The following is a 19,025-nucleotide window of genomic DNA, read 5'->3' on the forward strand; positions in this document are numbered from 1 at the left end:
GGGGGGTCGGGTGGGGCCGGGCGCCCCCCCCCCGAGTTCGATCCGCGGTTGCAGACGATCGTCCTGATCGCGGCCTGTCGCGCGGAGGCTTGTCCCGATTTGCTCGCTGCCTACCGCATCGGAAATCGATGCAAAGCCGGCAGAAATGGGCCCAGGGCCGCCGGCCGAAGCGCGCAATCATGGGAAGGCAGCGAAGCTGCGCCTCCCCGCTCGAATATCATGCTTATATCGCGCTTTACGTTGGCGTATTTCTCGCCGACGACAGCCTGGTTGTTGTGATCGCCCTCACGACCTTGCGCATGGCAGGAAACCGCCTCGTTGATGCGCGTGGGGCGCGGCTCGTCGGCGGCACAGTCATGCTCGCCCTTGGCTTGCTCCTTATCTTCCGCCCGGCGTGGCTGAGCTTCTCGGCGTGAGCGAGTGCTACCGCGCTGACATCCGCTACGCGCTACTTCGCCTGTGCGGACGATCTCGCGATCCCACGTCGACCAACTGGCCGATAGTCGCATTCGTATGGACTGCCGCGAGGGCGGTCAGCAATGTGATCAGGCAGAAAATGGCGCGCCCATGGGTAATTTACCCAAGGCTGGAACCCGCAGACCGCGGCTCCTGTGACATCTACGTATTACGTGACGCGGATGCCCGAGCGCATAGGCAGGCTGGTGATCAAGGAGGCGAAAATGTCATATTTCAATTTGACAAAAGCGATGACGTCCGTCGGCGTTTCGCGCCCCATGCGCAAGCGGCTGCGGCGAGCCGCGAGCCGGCCCAAGGTGCAGGCGGCCGCAGCGCTCGTTCCCGCGTTGACGGTCGGTGTCCTTGCGCTGCGAAGGTTTATCCGCCTGCGGTCATGATCAAACGGCGTTTCGAAGGAGCCCGCGATGAAACAGGATAGATCCTCGCGCGGAAACACCAAGGTCCGGTTCTGGTTTCTGCTTCTGTGCCTCGCTCTTGTTGTCGCGGTCTGGTTTTTCGTACCGCAGGCATAATGGCGCGCCCGGCCGCCTGGCCGACCAGGAAAAGTCCGCGATGGATGGACGGCCGACGGGTGGAGGTGCGGAGGTGCAGATTTTTCCACCCGAACTCATCGAGGCGATCGCGCGATCGGCATCGCCGACGCCGGCCGCGATCGAAGCGGTTTTCCGTCACATCGAACGCGACTTGCGACTGTCGGGTGGAACCCGCTTGCTGTATATTGCGCCGGCAATTGCGGTCGCGGCGAAGACGGGGAAACGCGCTCAGATGATCCAGAATGAGCCGACCCTGTGGGCCAGGGCTGAGAAAATTGTCTCTGAAGCAGACCGAGTTTAAAAGATTATCCGATGGGGCACTCCGACCCGAGCGCCGCGATGGCGTGCTCCAGCGTTTGCTGTGCGTCTCCCCGGGCGTCCACGCACTGCCAGTCGCCCAGAAAACCGACATCACGCTCTAGCTGTTTATCCACCACAGCGGGTCCGGCGTCCGACGCATCGCCGCGGCGCGTTCCAACGCGGGCATGAAGAAGGTCGCGCGGTGCATCGAGCCACAGCCCGGAGAAGGGTACGGCCACCGCGCGAGCGAGCGCCTCGACCTGGGCGCGGGTCGCGGGAAAATCGAATACCGCATCGACGATCACGGGCCACCCCGCATCCAGAGTTTTCCGTGCCTCTTCCAGCAGTGCGGCGTACACCGCGTCATGTGTCTCCCGCGTATAAGCGCTTTCGGGCAAATGCGCTTCGGGATCGACCCCCGCAAGACGCTTGCGCAACATGTCGGTGCGCAGCAGCCGCACGCCGGGCGCGGTCCCAATGCGGGGCGCGAGGCGCGCGGCGAGCGTCGATTTGCCGCTTCCGCTGAGGCCACCGACGGCGAGCAGACGCGGCTCAGGGCGATCGAGGAAACCGACAGCGGACGCGAGATAGCGCCGCGCGGTGACGAGCTTGTCCTTCCTTCCCTTCACGTCCGGTTGCAGGTCGGAGCCGCGGGCTTCGACATGCGCGCGCACGGCGGCGCGCATCGAAAGGAAAAGCGGCATCGCCGCCAGCCCGTCGGTCTCGGCACGCCGATCGCAATATCGATTGAAAACGAGCGACGCCTCGTCGCGCAGGCCGCGCTGCCACAAATCCATCAGTAGGAAGGCGAGGTCGTAAAGCAGGTCGCTTGTGGCGAGCCCGGCGTCGAATTCGAGGCAATCAAACAAGACTGGCTTGCCCTGCCACATACAGATGTTGCCGAGGTGCAGATCGCCGTGACAGTGGCGCACGAGACCCGCCTCACCGCGCCGCGCGAGCAAGGGCGTAAGCTGGTCGAGCAGGACAAGGCTCGACGTGAAGAGCCGTGCGCGGTCACACGCAGCGAGCGGCATGCCGGGCAGCTTCGCCATGCTGACGCGATTGCCCTCGATGACCGACCGCACCCTGCCCACGGCATCGTGGTGCGTTTCAATCTCTGCGAGCTCATGGAACCGGGAGATCCCATCGGCGAGTTCGCGCAACAGTTTAGGCTCAAGTCGCCCTTCCCGTGCCATCGCGTCCAACAAATCCTTTGCTGCAAAGCGCCGCATGACGATGAGCCAATCTACCGGCGAACCTTGGCCAAGCGCGAGGCTGCCATCATCCAAACGTCCGATAGAGCAAACCTCGAGATACAGATCGGGTGCCGTCCGGCGGTTAAGCGCCAGCTCGGCCTTGCAAACCAACCTGCGCTTTTCCGCCGACGAAAAATCAAGATAGGGATAGCGCACCGCGCGCTTCAGCTTGTAGGCGCGATCGCCAGCGAGAAATATGATGGCCGCATGGGTGTCGATCCGCTTGACGAGGTCGCTCACGCCATAGGCGGAGGGCTCTGAAAGAAATGCGATAACGTCGCTTTGACTGCCAAATGTGGTCATCTTTGATTTTGCCCTCGTAATGCGGGATCGCGCTGAGACACAGTCGCGGCCACGCCCCACTACGGATCGGCATTTCCCGACGCGGTCGACGCTTCACTCCGCAAGCAGCGCGTTGCCTGAACTACGGCATCGCCAAACGACCACGCCATCGGGAATGCTACCAATGGCATCTGCATCATCGCGAATTGCATTCGAACAGTGTTCGATCCATGTCTTGCCCATTGAAGTCATGCTTAGGGCCATACAGGGTCTCAGACTTGTGGGTTGGGGGGCATCATAAGCGGCTTTCCATCACCCGAAGACGGCAGACCATCATAACGTCGAGCTCCACGCGGATGCCGAGTTCGAGTCGATCGGAGGCGAAAGAGTCGCGATATGCGGCGCTGACCGCAGAACGGTCCGGAATCCAGACGCTCTTGATCGAGAGTGCGCGCATCATTTCGCCATGCGATGCATTTTGCTGCCCGCCGTGACGCTGTCACCGATACCGACCTTGTCGAACCACCAAATCGAAAGCGCGGGCATCTACTGTTTAATCCTCGGATCTCGAAATATGTCGCCAAGCACGCCAGCGTTTGTCGGGGCAGCGTTCGTCGGGGAGGATGTGAAAGCAGTTGCAGCACTGTTCAGCGGTCGACGCATCCATGTCCTGTCCAGGACATGCCTTCCGCTCCGCCAAGTCCTGCGTCAGACAGTTCGATCCAAGGCTGGGATGCGCCGGGATGATCCGGGGATCTACGCATAGTCGCAAGCTCGCTGGACGACCATCGTGCCGGAAACTTGGAGAAACACCATGCGCAAATTATTAATGGTTATCGCGTTGATATCGGTTGGCGGATGCAAGGCGGCCGACGAAAAGCCTGCTGAGGTCGATCGTTCAGACCTGAGCGCAGACAGGGACTACATCGCCGAGGTCAAGGCGCTGCCTGAGGCGCGGCGAAAGGCGCTGTTCTTTCGTGCGATCCGCGATGCCGGTTTGCCATGCCAGACGGTCACCAAATCCGAGCCTGTCGATGCAAATGAAAAGGCTCCGACCTGGAGGGCAGAGTGCGAGGACCGCACGGCCCATTTGATCCAGGTCATGCCCGACGGCACTCTCTATGTTACCAGCAGAACGACACCTTAGGGACGTCTATGCCCACGCTTCCGCGATTACGTCATGTTCGCGCTTCGGGACCAAAGCGGTTATTCCCAAGCTGTCTTCCGGTGAAGGGATTTCGGTTTTGCAAGCCACCGGCTTCTTTTTAGCGCGGCGCCTTGCCTTTGCACGCTGCGATGAGCTTTTTGGGCTGTCCACGGCGCTCGGCGCGCTTCTCGCCGGTTGCTCCTCGCCGAAACCGAATATCGTCATCAGATCAGGGTCGATATCGCCCTTCAAGGGATTGCTCCTCGCCTGTTCTTCATGTCTGTCGGAATGGGGACCGACTGGCGCCGACCCTGACGCGGCCGTGGACTCCCTTTTTGTAGATGATGTGCTAGGTTTTGGCCTCGGCAAGCCAAGCTTTCGAGGATCGCTTCAGGTGAAACTGCACGCGGGAAAAGACGTCTGGCAGGAAGTGCGCAACGCGGAGCGTCAACATGGCGATCAGGCGGAGGAGCGGCTCGCTGCAAAAATCCACGAACTGACTGAAAAGCAGCGGTTCGAGAGGCCTCTTTCTAGACAGCCGTTGCGGCTCGCCTGAAAGAGCTCCATGAGATCATTGCCTGGTTCATCCGTTTTGCCTTTGCTCGTGAATCCGGCCGATAGCGACCGTTCATCGTAACGCGGCCCGGCAGGGAACAGCAAAGACCCAAACTGCCGTTAAATCTCGATTCCGCGCTGCTGATTACGGGCAAACCCGCCCGAAAGCGGTCAGACGACTGGGCGACCGAAATTACGCATGCGGGTCGTTTGATCCGTGTTCACAGCTATTCGTTGCGAAATCCAGGATGAAGGGCATGGGCCCCCGATTTTTCCAGTTGAGGCTCTTGATCGTAGAAATCGACGCAAAGCCGGACTGGGCCAATCGGTTCGACCAAGTGGGGTTGGTCCGGAATGACGATGCCGGGATGCTCGGCGTCGAGGATGATTTCCGAGACAGGGTCAAGCACCCGATAGCGAAGCCGGCCTTCGAGCACCCGAATGACGCCCCACACACCAACCTTTGTTCGATGCTCCCGGCGCAGCCCCGCCGGAAGCGTGATTTCGTCAAAAATGGGGGTGCTCCTGTACGGTGCAGGGGTGCCCATCACCCTTGCGCCGTCAGCGCCCGAGGCGCGTCGGTCAGCGGAGGTCCGCGATCCTCCACACATCTCAAACATGCAGCCGGATTTCGGAAGCGTGGTCCGGATAAGCTGCCACCAACGCCGGGTCGTCAGGCTGGCCATTCAGCTTGTTCGCGAAACCATGATTGACGTCGCGATGATGGGCTTCGTCCGCGCGCACCAGCAGCACGACATCGCGTAGCTTCGCATCGTCTGCCATCTTCCAATAATGTTTCGCGATGGCAGGAGCGGGGACGTTCGGCGATCGACCCTCGTCGATTTCCTGGAGGTACAATGTATAGCTGGTCACAGCTTCTTCCTCGAAATAGCCGACCACGCGGTGAGCGGTCCGTGAGGAGACGAGATAAAGGATCGAGAAGCCGACCAGGAACACGCCCTGGACGGACAGGATCATCATGCGCTCGAACCAGGTGGGCTTGGCGATCTCGATGAAGGTCATGAGATGCATGCGCTCGTTTTCGGCCTCCTCCATCAAAGTCCGGATCCAGCCATCGTCGTCGCGCATCCGGCGCAGGCAGCTCAGATGGGTCAACATCGCGCCTACCATGCCCGGCACCGCGGCGACCGTCTCGAGAACGATTGCGCGGTGGCCGTAGCGCTTGGCGAACAATCTGTCGGCGCTGAAGCGGAGTAGTTTCGTGAAGCCGAGCGCGAACCGATCGGAAAACCCGTTCGGCTGGTGATGCACTGCGGGCTGGACATTTCGTTCGGTTGCAAGGGCGAGCTTGTCGGGGACCAGAATCATATTCGTCATTTTAAGTCCTTTCAGGACTTGGTGTAGGCCGGTCGGAGCGGGTTTGCGGGCATCGGCGGGAGGCGAAAATAGAGCGCAAGCTTGAGACTTTCGGCGATCCGCGCCGCCTTGTCCTGAAGCGCGGCGGCGGCGGCCGGCGGCAACATGTCGGCAGTGACCTCGGTCCACAGCATCAGCCAGCGATCGAACATCGGCGGCGTGATTTCAGGCAGCTGCTTGAGGTGCGCGGCCACCGGACTGCCTTTGTAGCGACCGCTGGTGAGCATCACCGACGACCAGAAGTCGACGAGCTTTCCCAGATGCTGCTGCCAGTCGCCGATCGCGCGATCGAACACCGGACCAATCAGCGCCTCGTCCCGAACGCGCGCGTAAAAACTTGGTATCAGGCGCTCGGGTTGCGCCTCGCTAATCTCATCGCTGAGTTTCACATGCCGGTCCTTTTCTATCATTTTCAAATGGAGGGCCGTCCTGCCAGCTCCCGACCGGCGAAGCTTGTCTACGCGTCGACCGGAAGCGGCAGTTTTCGTTCGACGAGCACGAGCGTGGCATCGCCCGGATAGGGACGCGCGGTGAAGCCCATGTCGCGTTCCAGCTCGATCGCGGCGTGGTTCGCGTAGCTTTCGATCGATTGAAGCGTCTTCACACCCGCCGCCTCGGCAAAATGCGCGACATGTTCGAGCAACTTCCAGCTCACACCGCGCCCCTTGTAATCTGACCGGATACTAATCGCGACCTCGCCCGTCTCCATCGCGTCGTCACATGCCAGCATCGCGGTGGCGATGGCCGTCGTGCCATCTTCGGCAAGCGCGAGAAAATTTTCCTTCTGCCGATGATCGACATCGATCAGCGCGGCCAAACGGTTATGGCCAATGCTATTGAGGCCGGAGAGAAAGCGGAACCGCAGATCGTCAGGCGTTACATGCGTGAACAGTTCCGCGAGCGCCGGTTCATCGTTCGACCTGATCGGGCGAACATGAAATGTGAACCCCGTCCGGGTCGTAAGGTCGCCGCTCCAGCTTTGGATGTTCATTTTCGTCCTTTCGATGCGGGGCGGTCATTGTCGGATATTTCGAGACGCTTTTGAACCGAAGCGAGGCGCAGCCCTATCCGTAGTTCCCCTTATTCCTCCGACGTCGCGCGGGACAGTTTTCGGGGGCTGTCCCGCGGCCGGACACCATCGTGCAGCATGGTAAAAGAGTTCGAAGCGAAGCGGTTTGCCCTGTTCCGTCGCGAAAAGTGGGTCGGCCGAATTTCGTTGCCCGGTGAGGATGGAAGGAAATTGGCTGCGCTGACATGTTGGAACGAAACGCCGCTTAACAACCCGGGGTGGACCAGTTTTACGTGTCGCCCCCGGACCCACTTCACGATGTCGCTTGATACGCCCTGAGCGGCGCCGATCGCCTTCGTTCAGCCGAATTGCGCGCCCACCCTCTTCGTTCAGGCCGGACGGAACCACCTTCCCAAGCCGCGCGCAGCAATTTCTCCTAAACCCGCCGAATTTCCGGTCCGGGGCGATGAGATATCGGATGGCCGTCCTGGCCCCGCTCAATCAATTTCGGACTTATGCTGCGTTCTCCAATAAGCCTCGGGCGTTTCCCATGGTTCGCCTGAACTGCTCCATTTCGGTCAATTTTGACCAGAGCCTTCGCGTCTTCAGCGGGGAGAGCGAAGTGACATAATGTAAGCGGAGGCCAGCTCAGCCTCTTCTCTGGTCAACATGATCGACATCGCATCCGGCGTGTCGTGTCCATCGCGAAAAAACTCGCGCAGCGTATCTTGATCGAACCCCATGTCATTCGCGACCGCCACAAAACTGGGCGCCTGCGGATTGGGCGTCTCAACTCCCGGGCGCAATGCATGACAACCGCTACATTGCTCTTCGACAAAAGAAAGCGCGAGCGCATCCTGCGTTTGCGCGGAGGTCGCAAGGGCAGCAGTGCTTGGACCTGCAAACTCCCTCTCGGTGGGCACACAGGCGCACAGCAGGGCGGTTGTCAAAATGATGAATGCTCGTGAAAATTGCATGGCGAGCCTTTCTGGGGGCCGGGTAGCGAACCGTTGCTACGCCTTATCCGGCATTGTTGCCAAGCTGTCGATGCCATAGCTTGAGAAACAGTAGGTCGCCTTTTCCGATCCATCCGCAGGTGCCGCTACCCCGGCAGCGCGCGCCAGCTCTTGCCTTCGATGTCCGCTATCGGATGGCCCGCCAGACGCTCGAACTCGAGGCAAGGATCTGGAGGCCGCTTGATCATCGCCCCCGGCTCGCTGCACCGCTCCCACAACGATTCTGCGTAGCCGATGGCTGCGCTGCCAAGCTCGGACGCTGCCACCCCTCCCCTGCTATTTGGGTTCCATTACCACCGCAAACAATCGGTCAAGATTAGCCTGAAGGTCCTGGACATCGGGGTTTTCGGCATATTTTGGCAAACCGAGCGGCAAGCTCATGCTTTCGTACATGGCTGAAGCCTCAGCGTCGTTCAGGAGGCCGCGCTTGCGCAGGATGTTGGCGAGGCTAACAATTCCATTGATCGCGGAAACGTCCGATGCCTCGTGAGCCTCGATGAGGTTCGTTGGAGCAAGGCCGGGAATATCATTCATCTGTAATCCTTCTATTCCCGTCTCTCGACACGAGAGCGCGGTTGACGGGCCTGGTCGGGAGCAATGACGGGATCGCTGTCATCATCCAGCGACGATCAGAGTCTTTCCCGACGCCAGTCGGGATATCTTCAGGATCGTCCCGTTCTGCGCGCCTTGCGTGCCGCGTAACGCGCATCTCGAGCTGATTTCAGTTCAGCTTCGTCTTGGAAACGCGGCGGTACGGCAAGCGCCGTCTCAGCGGCCAGGCGAGCCTCTTCACGCTCGGCCAGTTGTGCAGATTCCTTAGTCGCCCGAGCGGCCTGCTTCGCCTCTTGGACAGTGGCGCGTTTGATCCGCTGCGCTTCGTCCTTGGCGGCCTGGTTTGCCACGCGGCGAGCCTGTTCAGCGGGATCAACCGGCGCCCTGCTGTTCAATTTTGCGAGCGCCTTGTTTTTCGCACTTTGGGCCACGGCCATGCGGTCCTGAAAACTCGGCTCTTTGTAACCTTTCATTATATGTACCTTTTGCATTTGCTATCGCGCTCAGTCGATCATTGCGGCGACGAGCAGGCGAAGATCTTCCGTGGCCAACTGACCATTGCCATTCTGTTGCGCCGAGGCGCGGCGGTCCGAGTGGTCGTCGGTGAAAATTTCGGTCATGGGGCAGCTGTAGCCACCCCCGTTTGAATTATGCATATTGTCCTCGGTGCGCGGCATGGGCCGCGCTTATCTATTTTCTGAAATTGTTGCGCCGTTTCGCCGGGCCAGCTTGGCCGGGTGTGCGCTCACGAAAGACAATCCGACCCTTGGAGAGATCGTAGGGAGTCATTTCGAGATGCACTCGGTCACCCACGACCGAGCGAATACGAAATTTTCGCATTTTGCCGGCCGTATAGGCGATAATCTTGTGCTCGTTGTCGAGCCGGACGGCGAAGCGTCCATCGGGAAGAATTTCCTCGATGAAACCTTCGATCGTCAGCAGTTCTTCTTTTGCCAAAGGCTTTGAATTCCGAAAGGGTGCCTCGCTTCGCTTGTCACGCTGGGAGCGGTAATGATGCGGGCAAGCGTAATGCCGATGCTCGACACGACAGTGGGATTGCTCCGGCGCCCGACGTCACCGAGAAGATGGACAAGACGCCTCATCGATCGTTGTTGGCGGGGCCAGAGGGCCATACGCCTAAGCGAAATGAGAGCGTACCGGCGTATGGCGGATTTTCCGGCCATCACTCGCCCAGGACACGCGCGACGTTACTGAGGCACAGATAAATGGCAGCGGGTGCAATGCAGCCCGCCGCCAATAGATCATGCAGCCTGAAGATTCACGGCGGAGGTCTTGCCGCGCTGATCGGTCTCCAGTTCGTACGATACGCTCTGATCTTTTTGGAGCGTGCTCATACCGGCACGTTCGACGGCCGAGATGTGCACGAATGCATCCTGGCCGCCATCGTTCGGCGCGATAAAGCCATAGCCCTTGTCGGCGTTAAAAAATTTCACAGTTCCGGTAGTCATATGGGTATCCTTTATCCCAAGTATGACGGGCATGCGCCAACAGCGACGCATCCCGGCTTCAATAGTGCTAGAAAGGGATAAAGGGATGGCATAAAGCTGCCGATTATCCGTCGCATGCGACGTAAGCACAGCCCTAATACCAGTTCATTCAAAAATTGAAAGCTAATTCCGGTTTTTCGGCAGAAGGGTGATCCGTTTATTTGCGCAAAAGGACCGTTGATATCCGCGAATTAGCAACAGAATTCAGCCATTACGGCGGGTTTTTTCGGTACATTGCGCTTAAGGCGTCCATCGTTTTCCGGTTGGAAGCGGGAAAGAAATCGACAGAAAGAGGCTTCGAGACGCTATAGCGCAATCCAGTGACAGGGCACGGGCTCAACGCAGGCCAAATAGACGGAAGCTTTGGAGATCGGTGATTGCGCTGCCAAATAGCCGCGATTGGCCGCGTCGTCGCCCGGCGTGAAGGTCCGTGGTCGCTTCAAGAAGCGAGATCCCGGATCAAGCCCGGAATGACGAAGGGAGGTGAAAGCTCGCCACCCCATTTCGGCTGTTGGGAACCACCGGTCACCTCGTCAGCCGCCGCGAAGCTGATGCCGGCCAAATGCGGACGAGCAGGCCGCAATGAGACGACAATGAAAGCTGCCCGGATCGGCATTATGCAGAATGGAATTGGTCGCGCAGTTTCTTAAGATTTAGCTGTAATAGCAAGGGCGTGACAAAGATTTCCAAATCTCAGTGTGTCGGGTGCCGTGAGGGCGCAGGGGTCGACTTTCAGTTTTCTATGGCCTTCCAGCCGATAGTTGACATCCTCGAAGGCGTTCCGTTTGCCTACGAGGCACTGGTTCGCGGACCTGCTGGCGAAAGTGCGGCAACTGTGCTGTCGCAAGTATCGGAAAGCAATCGCTATGCATTTGACCAGCAATGCAGAGTCAAAGCGATCGAAACAGCCGCCGCGGCGGGTTTGATCGAGACGGGCACGCGCCTTTCGATCAACTTTTTGCCCAATGCAGTTTATTCGCCTGCGGCTTGTATCCAAGTGACGCTCAAAGCTGCGAAGAAAGTTGACTTCCCCACCAACCGCTTGATCTTCGAATTTACCGAAAACGAGGAAATGGTTGATCCGGATCATGTGGCCAACATTATCGCGACCTATCAGCAAATGGGGTTCGGAACCGCGCTGGACGATTTCGGTGCTGGGCACGCGGGTTTGAACTTATTGGCTCGCTTCCAACCAGACATCATTAAGCTGGATATGGAACTGATCCGGGGGCTGGATCAAAGCATGCCTCGGCGCATGATCGTCGGCGGCGTTGTCAAAATGTGTGCTTCACTTGGGGTGACGGTAATCGCCGAGGGGATCGAGACTGAAGGGGAGCTCGATGCATTGCGAACAATGGGCGTTCGGTACGTTCAGGGTTTCTATTTCGCGAAGCCCAAATTTGAGGCCCTACCGCCAATTTCGCTCTCCCTAACCCAAGCCCGGCGCACAGCGTAGCCATGTCATTGTGAAAGCGGGCGCCATGCTGTTTGTACGAGTTTACCTTAGGACGCCAGCAATCGAGTTCAGCTTGTGTTCGTCAAGGCGAGCCACCTTGCGAAACAATTCCACGACGTGAAATTGAAACCGTTGTAAGTTAAGTGGTTGTCAGCAAGGTCCGATGATGCCCACATTACGTCAGCTCGAATATCTCGTTGCAGTCGCGGACCTTAATAATTTCGGTCGTGCTGCGCAGGCCTGCAATGTTTCGCAACCGACCTTGAGTCAGCAGTTGCATGCGCTTGAAGCGAGGCTTGGGGTCATTTTGATCGAGCGGCACGCGTCGGGGTCGCAGCTCACTCCGATCGGCCGCGAGATTACGGCCCGGGCCCGGCGGCTCATCGTCGAAGTGCGGGATATTCGTGATCTGGCGCGGCGCGCGGGCGAACGACTGGTCGGCACAGTTCGTCTCGGCGTGACGCCGACTTTGGGCCCCTATTTGATGCCGCCGATCGTCGCCGCACTTCATCGCGAGCAGCCCGATCTGCGTCTCCATATCCGCGATGGAATTCCCCAGGAGCAGGCGCTCGAACTGTCGCGTGGGGACCTGGACATGCTGTTGAGTCCCCTCCCGATTGACGGCCTCGACCTGGAACTCGCGCCGTTGTTTGACGAGCGGCTCCTGCTCGTCGCGGCGTCCGACCATGCACTGGCTGCACAGCGAACCCTTCACGTCGATCATCTGGCCGGACTGCAAGTGCTTTGCCTGGATCGGCGTCATCACCTCCATCGCCAGGTTTCCGAAATCTGTTCCGGCTTCGGAATGGAGTTGCTACGCGATTACGAAGGCACCAGCTTGGACAGCATCCATCAGATGGCCGTGTCCGGAGTTGGACTCGCGGTGCTGCCTGAACTCTATATTCGGTCCGACGTGCTCGGACGGGAAGGTTCGGCTGTTCTGGATATAAAGGGCTGGAACTTCACCCGCACGATTGCCGCCGCCTGGCGCAAGGGAGCGGCCTATAGTGATGCATACCGCCTTATTGCTGAACGGATCGGAACGGAAGCGCAGCACTTGCTCGGCTAAGGCTTGAACGAGAATGACACGCGATAGGCACCATCTATCGAGTCGACGGCGAAATCCAATTGGATTTCTATCGGTGATCCGCGCAATATCACTCTCGCGGACCGGGCCCCTCTGGTGGCTGCCTTTCCAAGCAGCCGCGATGTCGGACCGCATCGGCCCAGGCCAATCTCCACGCTCTGACGAGGAGGTTGAGCGCTGGCCGATCGATCAAACCATCGATTGGAGAGGCAGAATGAATCCGTTCTTTTACCGGCTGACGCTAGCTCATAGTCGGCTCGACGCAGAAATTCGCCGCGAGCAGAAGCGGCGAGCACCCGACCCCTTTCGCCTGCTGCAACTGAAGAAGCTGAAGCTCGCAGTGAAGGACCGCCTGCACCGCCTTATTCGCTCTCGTCCAGAAGGGGTGGCTTGAACGATGCGTAGCGCAGCCGACGTCGCCGCAATGCCCTGTCCGCTTTGCCGGACGGGGCTCACCCTGTCAGACCGTGCGGGTGTCGAGATCGATTATTGCCAGACGTGCCGCGGCGTGTGGCTCGATCGCGGCGAGCTCGACAAGATCATCGAGCGCAGTGTGCGCGAGGCTGCGCCGCCGCCGCAGGAGACGCCGCGTTCCAGTCCAGGCTATCGGCCGCATGGCTATCACAGGGACGACGACTACCGGTACCGGCCCGACAAGCGGAAGAAGTCCTTCTTATCTGAGCTGTTCGACTGACGTTAGCAGCCCACAAGCGGATGGAGCTGGGCTCCTTCGCCACCCGCCTGCCCAGCGGGCTGTTCAGGCGTCGAACCGATCACGACGGGTGAAGCTAGGAGTGCGATTGTGAGCTTTTTCAAGTTCAAGTTAGCCATATGTGCTGGCTGGGTGACGACGTCTGCAGTTCTGACCGTCGCGGTGGTGCAAACATGATCAATTCTGAAGAAGCCTTGGCCGTGCTGCGCGAGGGCAATGGCGCCTTTCTCAGTGGCGATCTCCTGCAACCACCGCTTGATCGGGCGGTTCGGCTGCGTCTGGCAGCGGGACAGTCGCCGTTCGCCGCCTATGTCAGCTGCTCGGACTCCCGGGTGCCGCCCGAGCTATTGTTCGGCCGCGGGCTTGGGGAACTGTTCATTGTCCGCAACGCGGGCAACACGCTCGACACGTCGGCGCTGGGCAGCCTCGAGTTTGCAGTCTCGGTCCTGGGTGTCCCGTTGATCGTCGTCATGGGACATGAGGCATGCGGCGCGGTCCAGGCCGCTATGGCGGTCGTGCGGGACAATGCCCGGTTTCCCGGCAACATCGGCAAGATGATCCAGCCAATCATCCCAGCCGTTCTCGAGGCTGGAATCCGCGGCGACGGCTGCGTCGAAGCAGCGGTACGGCAGAATGTGCGGCACGTGGTACGCGAACTGCGCGAAGACGCGTCACCGATCATTCTCGATCCGCAAAAGCGGGGAGAACTGCTGGTCGTCGGCGCTTACTACGAACTCGCAAGCGGGGCGGTCGATTTTTTCGATGTCCCTGCCGCATGAGGTCGGCAGCTTCTGGCATCGCCTCGTGAAACTGCGGATCCACAGCCAGCCTCACCGCATGCAAAAAGCGACGCTCGATATGACACCGAAGGGAAGTGAATGTGCATGACATTTTATTGCAAGCCAGCACCCACCCCGACCCGACCCCCGTTTGGGCGATTGAGCAGGCGGCGAGCTTATCGGTCAGTCTCGCTGCACGCTTGTCACTCGGCGTCTGCAGAGTTCATATCCCGCAAGCGACGAATTGGCTCGCGAACAAGCTTGTGAACATTGATGGGATCGTCGCGGAGGAAAACAGGAAGAGCTCCGCAAACGCCGATGCACTCGGAGAAAGCTTCAGGTCGCATGTTCCGCCGGAATCGATCGGCGAAATGTTCGCCATCGATATTCGCTCGCCCCTCAGCCACACGCAGTTTGCCGTGCGGGCGAGAACCTATGACCTGTCGATAATCCCGATCTACCCATATGCGGCAATGGAATATTCGCTGAAGGGCTGGTGTTTGAATCCGGGCGACCCGTCCTGTTGATGCCCGAACTCAAATCGTCAGGACTGAAGTTCGATCGGATTACCATCGCGTGGGATGGGAGCCGCGTGGCAGCGCGGGCACTCGCCGACGCGCTCCCGCTAGTCGGCACGGCTGCGTCTATCTCGGTGGTGCAGATTGTGGGCGATAAAGACCTGTCCCGCGCGGCTTCGGCCGCCGATGCCGTTCGCAACCTGACGCTTCATGGTCTGAAAGCGGAAGCGATCGAACTTCCGCTGCAAGGCGGCGACGCGGGAGTGACGATCCAGGCCTTTTGCCAGCGTCACGCCTCCAATCTGCTTGTCATGGGAGCTTTCGGTCACTCGCGGGCGCGTGAGTTTGTGCTGGGCGGTGTGACAAGAACCATTTTGGACAATCCACAGCTTCCTGTCCTGTTGTCGCATTAGTGTGCGCCCGTCTTCCTGGTGCGGCAGGTATAGCCCGCCAACCTGGGCCTCTGCGGCCAGCTTAATTTTTGAATAAATCTCGTCGGCACGACAATGGGGCCTCCAATCGGAGTGGGCCAATTGCTTGCTGATTGTGAACTGGCGGGGGACGCCTGACGGCGTCTGAAACTCTAAACGATTTTTAACTGGCGGATTTTGGCGATTACGGACTTTCGCTCTTCGTTAGTCGCGCCACATCAAGCGAGGGCGTAAATTGCTTCCATAAGTCCGGGCGTGGCCCGATCCCACGTGTGGCGGGGGCCGATGGTCGGCCCGCCGTCAACGATCATCGAAGTCCCATTCATGTTACTGCCCTGCTCGCTGCACAGGAACGCTAATGCTTCCGCAATATCGCCGGGCAGCCCCGCCCGTGCAACTGGCTGGACGTGATGCGACATCTGCGCAATCGCTACTTTAGACTGCTCGAACTGCTCCTTCGGCATATCGAGGACGGACGCACAGATGTTGGTGTTGATGAAGCCCGGCTGTACCGCATTCACGCGAATGCCGTAACGGGCTAAGTCGGTCGCGGTACATCTGGAGCTGCAAAACACCCGCTTTGGCGACAGCATAAATCGTCGGCGAATAGCCGGGACCGATCGCTGCGACGCTAGATAGATGGATCAGCCCGCGTTTGTCCGTCTGCCAGCGGGACTCCCATCAGGATCAATACGTAAAGCCGGAGTGGCAGCAACCGCATAGGCGCAGTGCTCAGGATGGTTTTCCAAGCGGGGCAACAATGCATATTCCCAACGGTTTCAAGATTTTGTTTCTTACGACGGCAAGCTGGCTGACGGTGCCCGCACTCGCGCAAAACGCCGCGCCTGACCGGCCATCACCGGACGCTGTCGCGACAGCTCCAGTCAGCAACCGGCTCGACGCCGGGCTCGAGGTTGCGGCCGGCTATGACGATAATATCTATGTCACGCGCAATCGCGAGCAGGACGATTTCTATCTGATCGTGCGACCGAGCCTGAAACTGAGGCTGGGCTCCGGCGACACGTCACTGACCGTTCGCGGTGCGGGCGAAATTGCGCGGTACGCCGACCTGTCTAGCGAGGATTATGAGGACTGGTCGCTGGCCGGCGATGCCCGCGCCGCGTTGTCGAAAACATTATCGCTGACCGCCGGCGCCGAATGGCGGTGGGATCATGAAAGCCGCGCGTCGCCCGATGCGGTCAGCGGGATCGAACCCACCCGCTATCAGCGCGGGTTTGGCTATCTGGGGCTTATTGGTTCGAGCGGAAATTTCACCGGGCGGCTCGCGGGGACGGTAACCGGCCTTGATTTTGATGATGTGCCCGGCGCGGGCGTCACAATCAACAACGACGACCGCGATCGGCTCCAAAGAGAAATCGGCGCGCGCGGCGGGGTCCAGCTGGCATCCGGAACGGAATTGTTCCTGCAAGGGGCCTCCGACTGGCGCGATTATGATCTGCAAACCGACGACGCGGGTTATCGCCGTAACTCGGAAGGTCTCACCATTGCGGCTGGCGTTCGGAGAAAATTGAGCGATGCGTGGAGCGCCGAATTGTTCGCGGGTTGGATGCGGCGCGATTACCGTGATCCCCGACTCCCCGATATCGACAGCTGGGATATCGGGGCGGTTATCGACTGGTCGGGCGACAAAGGCCTCGGCGGTTCGTTCCGGCTCGATCGCAGCATCGAGGAAACGACGCTCCCCGGCGCGTCCGGCTACATTACGACATCGGGCCGTCTGACGCTGCGCGCCGATGTCGGGCCGCGGCTTACCGCCGGCATCGGACTTTCAGGCGCCAATTATGATTATGTCGGCGCTGATCGAAGCGAATTTGTCATCGGCGGTGACCTGTGGGTCCGCCAATGGCTGAGCCGGCATATCTATCTTGGTGTCGATTACAGCCATGCCGAACGCAGTTCGAACGCCGCGGGGTTCGATTACGACCAGAACCGCTTCCGGATCAGTCTGGGCGTCGAACTGCGCCCTCGCTATACCGGCGATCCGCCGCGTGTTGATTGGGGGGATGCCACACCCGGAGGCGCCTATGTCGGTCTGCTCGCCAGCCATGGCACGCTGATTACCGGCGTTGACGGGCCGCGGGGACCGGGGAGCAACACCGCGGATTTCGGCGACATGGGCGGCGGCGTCGTTGCGGTGGCGGGGTACGGCATTCTCGCGGGCCGACTCTATCTGGGCATCGAAGCCGAAGCGGCGCTTGCCGGGCCCGACTGGCGGCATAGCGCCGACCGTGTCTTCTCGATGAGCAAGGACAATGCGGTCGGACTATCCGCGCGCGCCGGATGGGTAACGCCCCACAGCGACCTCATCTACACACGTTTCGGCGTCACCTCGACCAGGTTCGGGACCGACTATACACACGGCGCCAGCGCCTATTCGCAGGCCGAACGTCAAACCGGATTCTCGGCGGGTTTCGGCGTCGAAGCGCGCGCGGGGCGGCGAGGCTTCGTGCGCGCCGAATATCTCGTCACTTCGCAGGAAGATTTCGACGTGCCGACCGGGGGCGGCAATTTCGACAATTTCTCGCCGAACGAAACACAGTTTCGTGTCGGCGGCGGGATACGCTTCGGGCAGGTCGCGGCAGCGACCGAGGAGCTGCAACCCTTGCGCTTCGATGGCCCCTATGTGGGCTTCCAGATCGGGCACGGATCTCTCGTCACCGCCAACCAGGGCGTCCGCAGCGGCGGAACCGAACTCGACGTTACGCGCGCCAGCCGGGGCGGCTTGCTGGGACTATATGGTGGCTATGGGACTATGATTGGCCGCGGCTATCTCGGGCTCGAGGCCGAAGCGGACATCTCGGCCATAAACTGGAATATCGAACGCGAAGCGAATGGCCGGACCTATTCGGCCGAGCATGACTATTCCTTCGGCGGTACGGCGCGCGCCGGGCTGCTGATTGGCGATGCGGCATTGATATACGGTCGGGTGGGCGTCGTGCGCACTCGCTTCGACATCGATTATGCGACCAGCGGGCTTGCGGTCCGCTCGCTCGAGACGCGAACCGGCGTGCGTTACGGTGGCGGCATCGAGGTCGGGCTTGGCCCCCGGGCACGCCTGCGGCTCGATTACACGATCACCGACTATGCATCATACGACGTCGAATATGGCCGCAACACGGACCATTTCGACCATTCCGAGACACTGTTCCGCGCCGGGCTCTCGTGGCGGCTCTAGGTAGAATCGCGGACGGGGAGAACACGCATTGGCCGGTTCGGCGCCCTGCCCCAAGGGTCTGAATATAGGTAACTCCAAACGCAGAAGGAAACTGAAATGATTGTTCGTACACGTCTCTTGAAGAGTTTTCGGACGGCCGCCGCAAGCGCGGCACTTCTGGTCGGCGGCGCAGGCATGGCGCTTGCGATAGCACCAGTCCCGGCAATGGCTCAGGAGCATGGCAGCCATGAAGGCGGCAGCGATCATCAGGAAAGCGATCAGACGGATCATGGGAGTTCTGGACAGCGTGGCGGCAAGACGCGCGCACCCGGCGAAGCATCCGACGCGCGCGGGCATCGCAGCATGGAGGATATCTTCCGCGACGTTGCTGATGCCGAACACGGCTCGGGAAAGCCGTCCACTGCCGGTCAGGGCAGTAAAGGGTCGAGCGGCGAGCCGCACGGCGAAGAAGAGGAGGATTCGGATCGTCCGGTCTGGGCCGGCGGCGGCGGCGGAAAGAATGACCGCGGCGAGAAGCCAGGCGACGCCGGCAGCGCGCGCGGCGACCTTTACGGCGACATGTATGTCATTTTGCGCGATGCGAACGGCGTGCCAGTCCTCAATGCGGCCGGGCTCGTGCAGCCCATTGACGCCAACGGCAACCTGATCCCGCTCGATGCAGAAGGCGCGCCGATCGATCCGTCGCTGGCGATCGAAGTAGAAATGGGCCGGCTCAACGTCGGGCGCGCGCCCGCCCCGGTTATCGCCAATAGCGCCGCCGGGGTCGTGGCGGAGCTAAACAGCGCGCCCGCGCTCACCACCCCCGCCTCGGGCCCGCGGGGCGGGACCACCCCC

At 60.2% G+C, this 19,025-nt stretch carries 25 protein-coding genes; 12 read left to right on the top strand and 13 right to left on the bottom strand.

Annotation, left to right across the window (positions count from 1 at the left end; translation table 11 throughout):
* The first annotated feature begins 179 nt into the window (after positions 1–179).
* Entirely contained in the window at positions 180–416 is a 237-nt protein-coding gene (locus K0M74_RS12420; protein ID WP_293972695.1) for a hypothetical protein, read from the top strand.
* Positions 417–625: 209 nt separating this feature from the next.
* On the opposite strand, the gene K0M74_RS12425 is transcribed toward K0M74_RS12420, so the two are convergent.
* From K0M74_RS12425 to K0M74_RS12435, 3 genes are all read right to left on the bottom strand, one after another.
* On the bottom strand, positions 626–916 hold the full coding sequence (locus K0M74_RS12425; protein ID WP_293972698.1) for a hypothetical protein: 291 nt from the start codon (positions 914–916) through the stop codon (positions 626–628).
* A gap of 399 nt (positions 917–1,315) precedes the next feature.
* Positions 1,316–2,929 carry a bifunctional aminoglycoside phosphotransferase/ATP-binding protein gene (locus tag K0M74_RS12430; protein ID WP_293972701.1) on the bottom strand — a complete coding sequence of 538 codons (1,614 nt, stop codon included), beginning with the start codon at positions 2,927–2,929 and terminating at the stop codon, positions 1,316–1,318.
* Positions 2,930–3,143: 214 nt separating this feature from the next.
* Positions 3,144–3,308: a hypothetical protein gene (locus K0M74_RS12435; RefSeq protein ID WP_293972704.1), complete on the bottom strand. Its 165-nt coding sequence runs from the start codon at positions 3,306–3,308 to the stop codon at positions 3,144–3,146.
* A 354-nt stretch (positions 3,309–3,662) separates the two neighbouring features.
* On the opposite strand from K0M74_RS12435, the gene K0M74_RS12440 reads away from it, so the two are divergent.
* Positions 3,663–3,995 carry a hypothetical protein gene (locus tag K0M74_RS12440; protein ID WP_293972707.1) on the top strand — a complete coding sequence of 111 codons (333 nt, stop codon included), beginning with the start codon at positions 3,663–3,665 and terminating at the stop codon, positions 3,993–3,995.
* A 97-nt stretch (positions 3,996–4,092) separates the two neighbouring features.
* Positions 4,093–4,551, top strand: coding sequence for a hypothetical protein (locus tag K0M74_RS12445; protein ID WP_293972710.1), 459 nt, complete (start codon positions 4,093–4,095; stop codon positions 4,549–4,551).
* Between the two features lie 226 nt (positions 4,552–4,777).
* Here K0M74_RS12445 and K0M74_RS12450 read toward each other — a convergent pair whose 3' ends face one another.
* From K0M74_RS12450 to K0M74_RS12490, 9 genes are all read right to left on the bottom strand, one after another.
* Positions 4,778–5,098 carry a DUF1971 domain-containing protein gene (locus tag K0M74_RS12450; protein WP_293972713.1) on the bottom strand — a complete coding sequence of 107 codons (321 nt, stop codon included), beginning with the start codon at positions 5,096–5,098 and terminating at the stop codon, positions 4,778–4,780.
* 64 nt (positions 5,099–5,162) lie between these two features.
* Positions 5,163–5,879 (bottom strand): alternative oxidase, encoded by a 717-nt coding sequence (locus K0M74_RS12455; RefSeq protein ID WP_293972762.1) that lies wholly within the window; start codon positions 5,877–5,879, stop codon positions 5,163–5,165.
* 20 nt (positions 5,880–5,899) lie between these two features.
* Positions 5,900–6,316 (bottom strand): group III truncated hemoglobin, encoded by a 417-nt coding sequence (locus K0M74_RS12460; protein WP_293972716.1) that lies wholly within the window; start codon positions 6,314–6,316, stop codon positions 5,900–5,902.
* Between the two features lie 68 nt (positions 6,317–6,384).
* Positions 6,385–6,918, bottom strand: coding sequence for a GNAT family N-acetyltransferase (locus K0M74_RS12465; RefSeq protein WP_293972719.1), 534 nt, complete (start codon positions 6,916–6,918; stop codon positions 6,385–6,387).
* Between the two features lie 623 nt (positions 6,919–7,541).
* Positions 7,542–7,913, bottom strand: a complete 372-nt coding sequence (locus K0M74_RS12470; protein WP_293972723.1) for a cytochrome c — start codon at positions 7,911–7,913, stop codon at positions 7,542–7,544.
* Between the two features lie 315 nt (positions 7,914–8,228).
* The gene (locus K0M74_RS12475) at positions 8,229–8,486 is read right to left on the bottom strand and encodes a hypothetical protein (protein ID WP_293972726.1); all 258 of its coding nucleotides are present in this window, start codon (positions 8,484–8,486) and stop codon (positions 8,229–8,231) included.
* Positions 8,487–8,614: 128 nt separating this feature from the next.
* Entirely contained in the window at positions 8,615–8,977 is a 363-nt protein-coding gene (locus K0M74_RS12480; protein WP_293972729.1) for a DUF6481 family protein, read from the bottom strand.
* A gap of 217 nt (positions 8,978–9,194) precedes the next feature.
* Positions 9,195–9,461 (bottom strand): translation initiation factor IF-1, encoded by a 267-nt coding sequence (gene infA, locus K0M74_RS12485; RefSeq protein ID WP_293972732.1) that lies wholly within the window; start codon positions 9,459–9,461, stop codon positions 9,195–9,197.
* Between the two features lie 305 nt (positions 9,462–9,766).
* The gene (locus K0M74_RS12490; protein WP_039580950.1) at positions 9,767–9,973 is read right to left on the bottom strand and encodes a cold-shock protein; all 207 of its coding nucleotides are present in this window, start codon (positions 9,971–9,973) and stop codon (positions 9,767–9,769) included.
* Positions 9,974–10,754: 781 nt separating this feature from the next.
* On the opposite strand from K0M74_RS12490, the gene K0M74_RS12495 reads away from it, so the two are divergent.
* The 7 genes from K0M74_RS12495 (at position 10,755) to K0M74_RS12525 (ending at position 14,977) form a co-directional block, all read left to right on the top strand.
* Positions 10,755–11,468, top strand: a complete 714-nt coding sequence (locus K0M74_RS12495; RefSeq protein WP_293972739.1) for an EAL domain-containing protein — start codon at positions 10,755–10,757, stop codon at positions 11,466–11,468.
* A 163-nt stretch (positions 11,469–11,631) separates the two neighbouring features.
* Positions 11,632–12,537 (top strand): hydrogen peroxide-inducible genes activator, encoded by a 906-nt coding sequence (locus K0M74_RS12500; RefSeq protein WP_366932662.1) that lies wholly within the window; start codon positions 11,632–11,634, stop codon positions 12,535–12,537.
* A gap of 232 nt (positions 12,538–12,769) precedes the next feature.
* A complete protein-coding gene (locus K0M74_RS12505; RefSeq protein ID WP_293972768.1) occupies positions 12,770–12,949 on the top strand; it encodes a DUF465 domain-containing protein in 180 nt (59 codons plus the stop codon).
* A 3-nt stretch (positions 12,950–12,952) separates the two neighbouring features.
* Entirely contained in the window at positions 12,953–13,249 is a 297-nt protein-coding gene (locus K0M74_RS12510) for a zf-TFIIB domain-containing protein (RefSeq protein WP_293972742.1), read from the top strand.
* 191 nt (positions 13,250–13,440) lie between these two features.
* The gene (locus K0M74_RS12515) at positions 13,441–14,046 is read left to right on the top strand and encodes a carbonic anhydrase (protein ID WP_293972745.1); all 606 of its coding nucleotides are present in this window, start codon (positions 13,441–13,443) and stop codon (positions 14,044–14,046) included.
* A 101-nt stretch (positions 14,047–14,147) separates the two neighbouring features.
* Positions 14,148–14,573, top strand: a complete 426-nt coding sequence (locus tag K0M74_RS12520) for a hypothetical protein (RefSeq protein WP_293972748.1) — start codon at positions 14,148–14,150, stop codon at positions 14,571–14,573.
* On the top strand, positions 14,573–14,977 hold the full coding sequence (locus K0M74_RS12525; protein ID WP_293972750.1) for a universal stress protein: 405 nt from the start codon (positions 14,573–14,575) through the stop codon (positions 14,975–14,977). Before K0M74_RS12520 ends, K0M74_RS12525 begins: the two co-directional genes overlap by 1 nt.
* A gap of 236 nt (positions 14,978–15,213) precedes the next feature.
* Here the strand turns inward: K0M74_RS12525 and K0M74_RS12530 are convergent, their stop codons facing one another.
* Complete coding sequence (locus tag K0M74_RS12530) at positions 15,214–15,588, bottom strand: SDR family oxidoreductase (RefSeq protein WP_293972753.1); 375 nt, start codon at positions 15,586–15,588, stop codon at positions 15,214–15,216.
* A 167-nt stretch (positions 15,589–15,755) separates the two neighbouring features.
* Here K0M74_RS12530 and K0M74_RS12535 point away from each other — a divergent pair, with 167 nt between their 5' ends.
* Together K0M74_RS12535 and K0M74_RS12540 are read left to right on the top strand one after the other, a co-directional pair.
* Entirely contained in the window at positions 15,756–18,191 is a 2,436-nt protein-coding gene (locus tag K0M74_RS12535; protein ID WP_293972756.1) for an outer membrane beta-barrel protein, read from the top strand.
* Positions 18,192–18,395: 204 nt separating this feature from the next.
* A partial coding sequence (locus K0M74_RS12540; RefSeq protein WP_293972759.1) for a hypothetical protein occupies positions 18,396–19,025 on the top strand: 630 nt, incomplete at its 3' end.

Origin of the sequence: Sphingopyxis sp., from assembly GCF_019459305.1 — a bacterium.
Lineage (GTDB): Bacteria > Pseudomonadota > Alphaproteobacteria > Sphingomonadales > Sphingomonadaceae > Sphingopyxis.

Bases quoted from the DNA above. Each gene is read 5' to 3' on its own strand.
- K0M74_RS12420 (WP_293972695.1), top strand. From the start codon at position 180: ATGGGAAGGCAGCGAAGCTGCGCCTCCCCGCTCGAATATCATGCTTAT.
- K0M74_RS12435 (WP_293972704.1), bottom strand. From the start codon at position 3,308: ATGATGCGCGCACTCTCGATCAAGAGCGTCTGGATTCCGGACCGTTCT.
- K0M74_RS12440 (WP_293972707.1), top strand. From the start codon at position 3,663: ATGCGCAAATTATTAATGGTTATCGCGTTGATATCGGTTGGCGGATGC.
- K0M74_RS12450 (WP_293972713.1), bottom strand. From the start codon at position 5,098: ATGGGCACCCCTGCACCGTACAGGAGCACCCCCATTTTTGACGAAATC.
- K0M74_RS12455 (WP_293972762.1), bottom strand. From the start codon at position 5,879: ATGATTCTGGTCCCCGACAAGCTCGCCCTTGCAACCGAACGAAATGTC.
- K0M74_RS12465 (WP_293972719.1), bottom strand. From the start codon at position 6,918: ATGAACATCCAAAGCTGGAGCGGCGACCTTACGACCCGGACGGGGTTC.
- K0M74_RS12470 (WP_293972723.1), bottom strand. From the start codon at position 7,913: ATGCAATTTTCACGAGCATTCATCATTTTGACAACCGCCCTGCTGTGC.
- K0M74_RS12475 (WP_293972726.1), bottom strand. From the start codon at position 8,486: ATGAATGATATTCCCGGCCTTGCTCCAACGAACCTCATCGAGGCTCAC.
- K0M74_RS12480 (WP_293972729.1), bottom strand. From the start codon at position 8,977: ATGAAAGGTTACAAAGAGCCGAGTTTTCAGGACCGCATGGCCGTGGCC.
- K0M74_RS12490 (WP_039580950.1), bottom strand. From the start codon at position 9,973: ATGACTACCGGAACTGTGAAATTTTTTAACGCCGACAAGGGCTATGGC.
- K0M74_RS12495 (WP_293972739.1), top strand. From the start codon at position 10,755: ATGGCCTTCCAGCCGATAGTTGACATCCTCGAAGGCGTTCCGTTTGCC.
- K0M74_RS12500 (WP_366932662.1), top strand. From the start codon at position 11,632: ATGATGCCCACATTACGTCAGCTCGAATATCTCGTTGCAGTCGCGGAC.
- K0M74_RS12505 (WP_293972768.1), top strand. From the start codon at position 12,770: ATGAATCCGTTCTTTTACCGGCTGACGCTAGCTCATAGTCGGCTCGAC.
- K0M74_RS12510 (WP_293972742.1), top strand. From the start codon at position 12,953: ATGCGTAGCGCAGCCGACGTCGCCGCAATGCCCTGTCCGCTTTGCCGG.
- K0M74_RS12515 (WP_293972745.1), top strand. From the start codon at position 13,441: ATGATCAATTCTGAAGAAGCCTTGGCCGTGCTGCGCGAGGGCAATGGC.
- K0M74_RS12525 (WP_293972750.1), top strand. From the start codon at position 14,573: ATGCCCGAACTCAAATCGTCAGGACTGAAGTTCGATCGGATTACCATC.
- K0M74_RS12530 (WP_293972753.1), bottom strand. From the start codon at position 15,588: ATGCTGTCGCCAAAGCGGGTGTTTTGCAGCTCCAGATGTACCGCGACC.
- K0M74_RS12535 (WP_293972756.1), top strand. From the start codon at position 15,756: ATGCATATTCCCAACGGTTTCAAGATTTTGTTTCTTACGACGGCAAGC.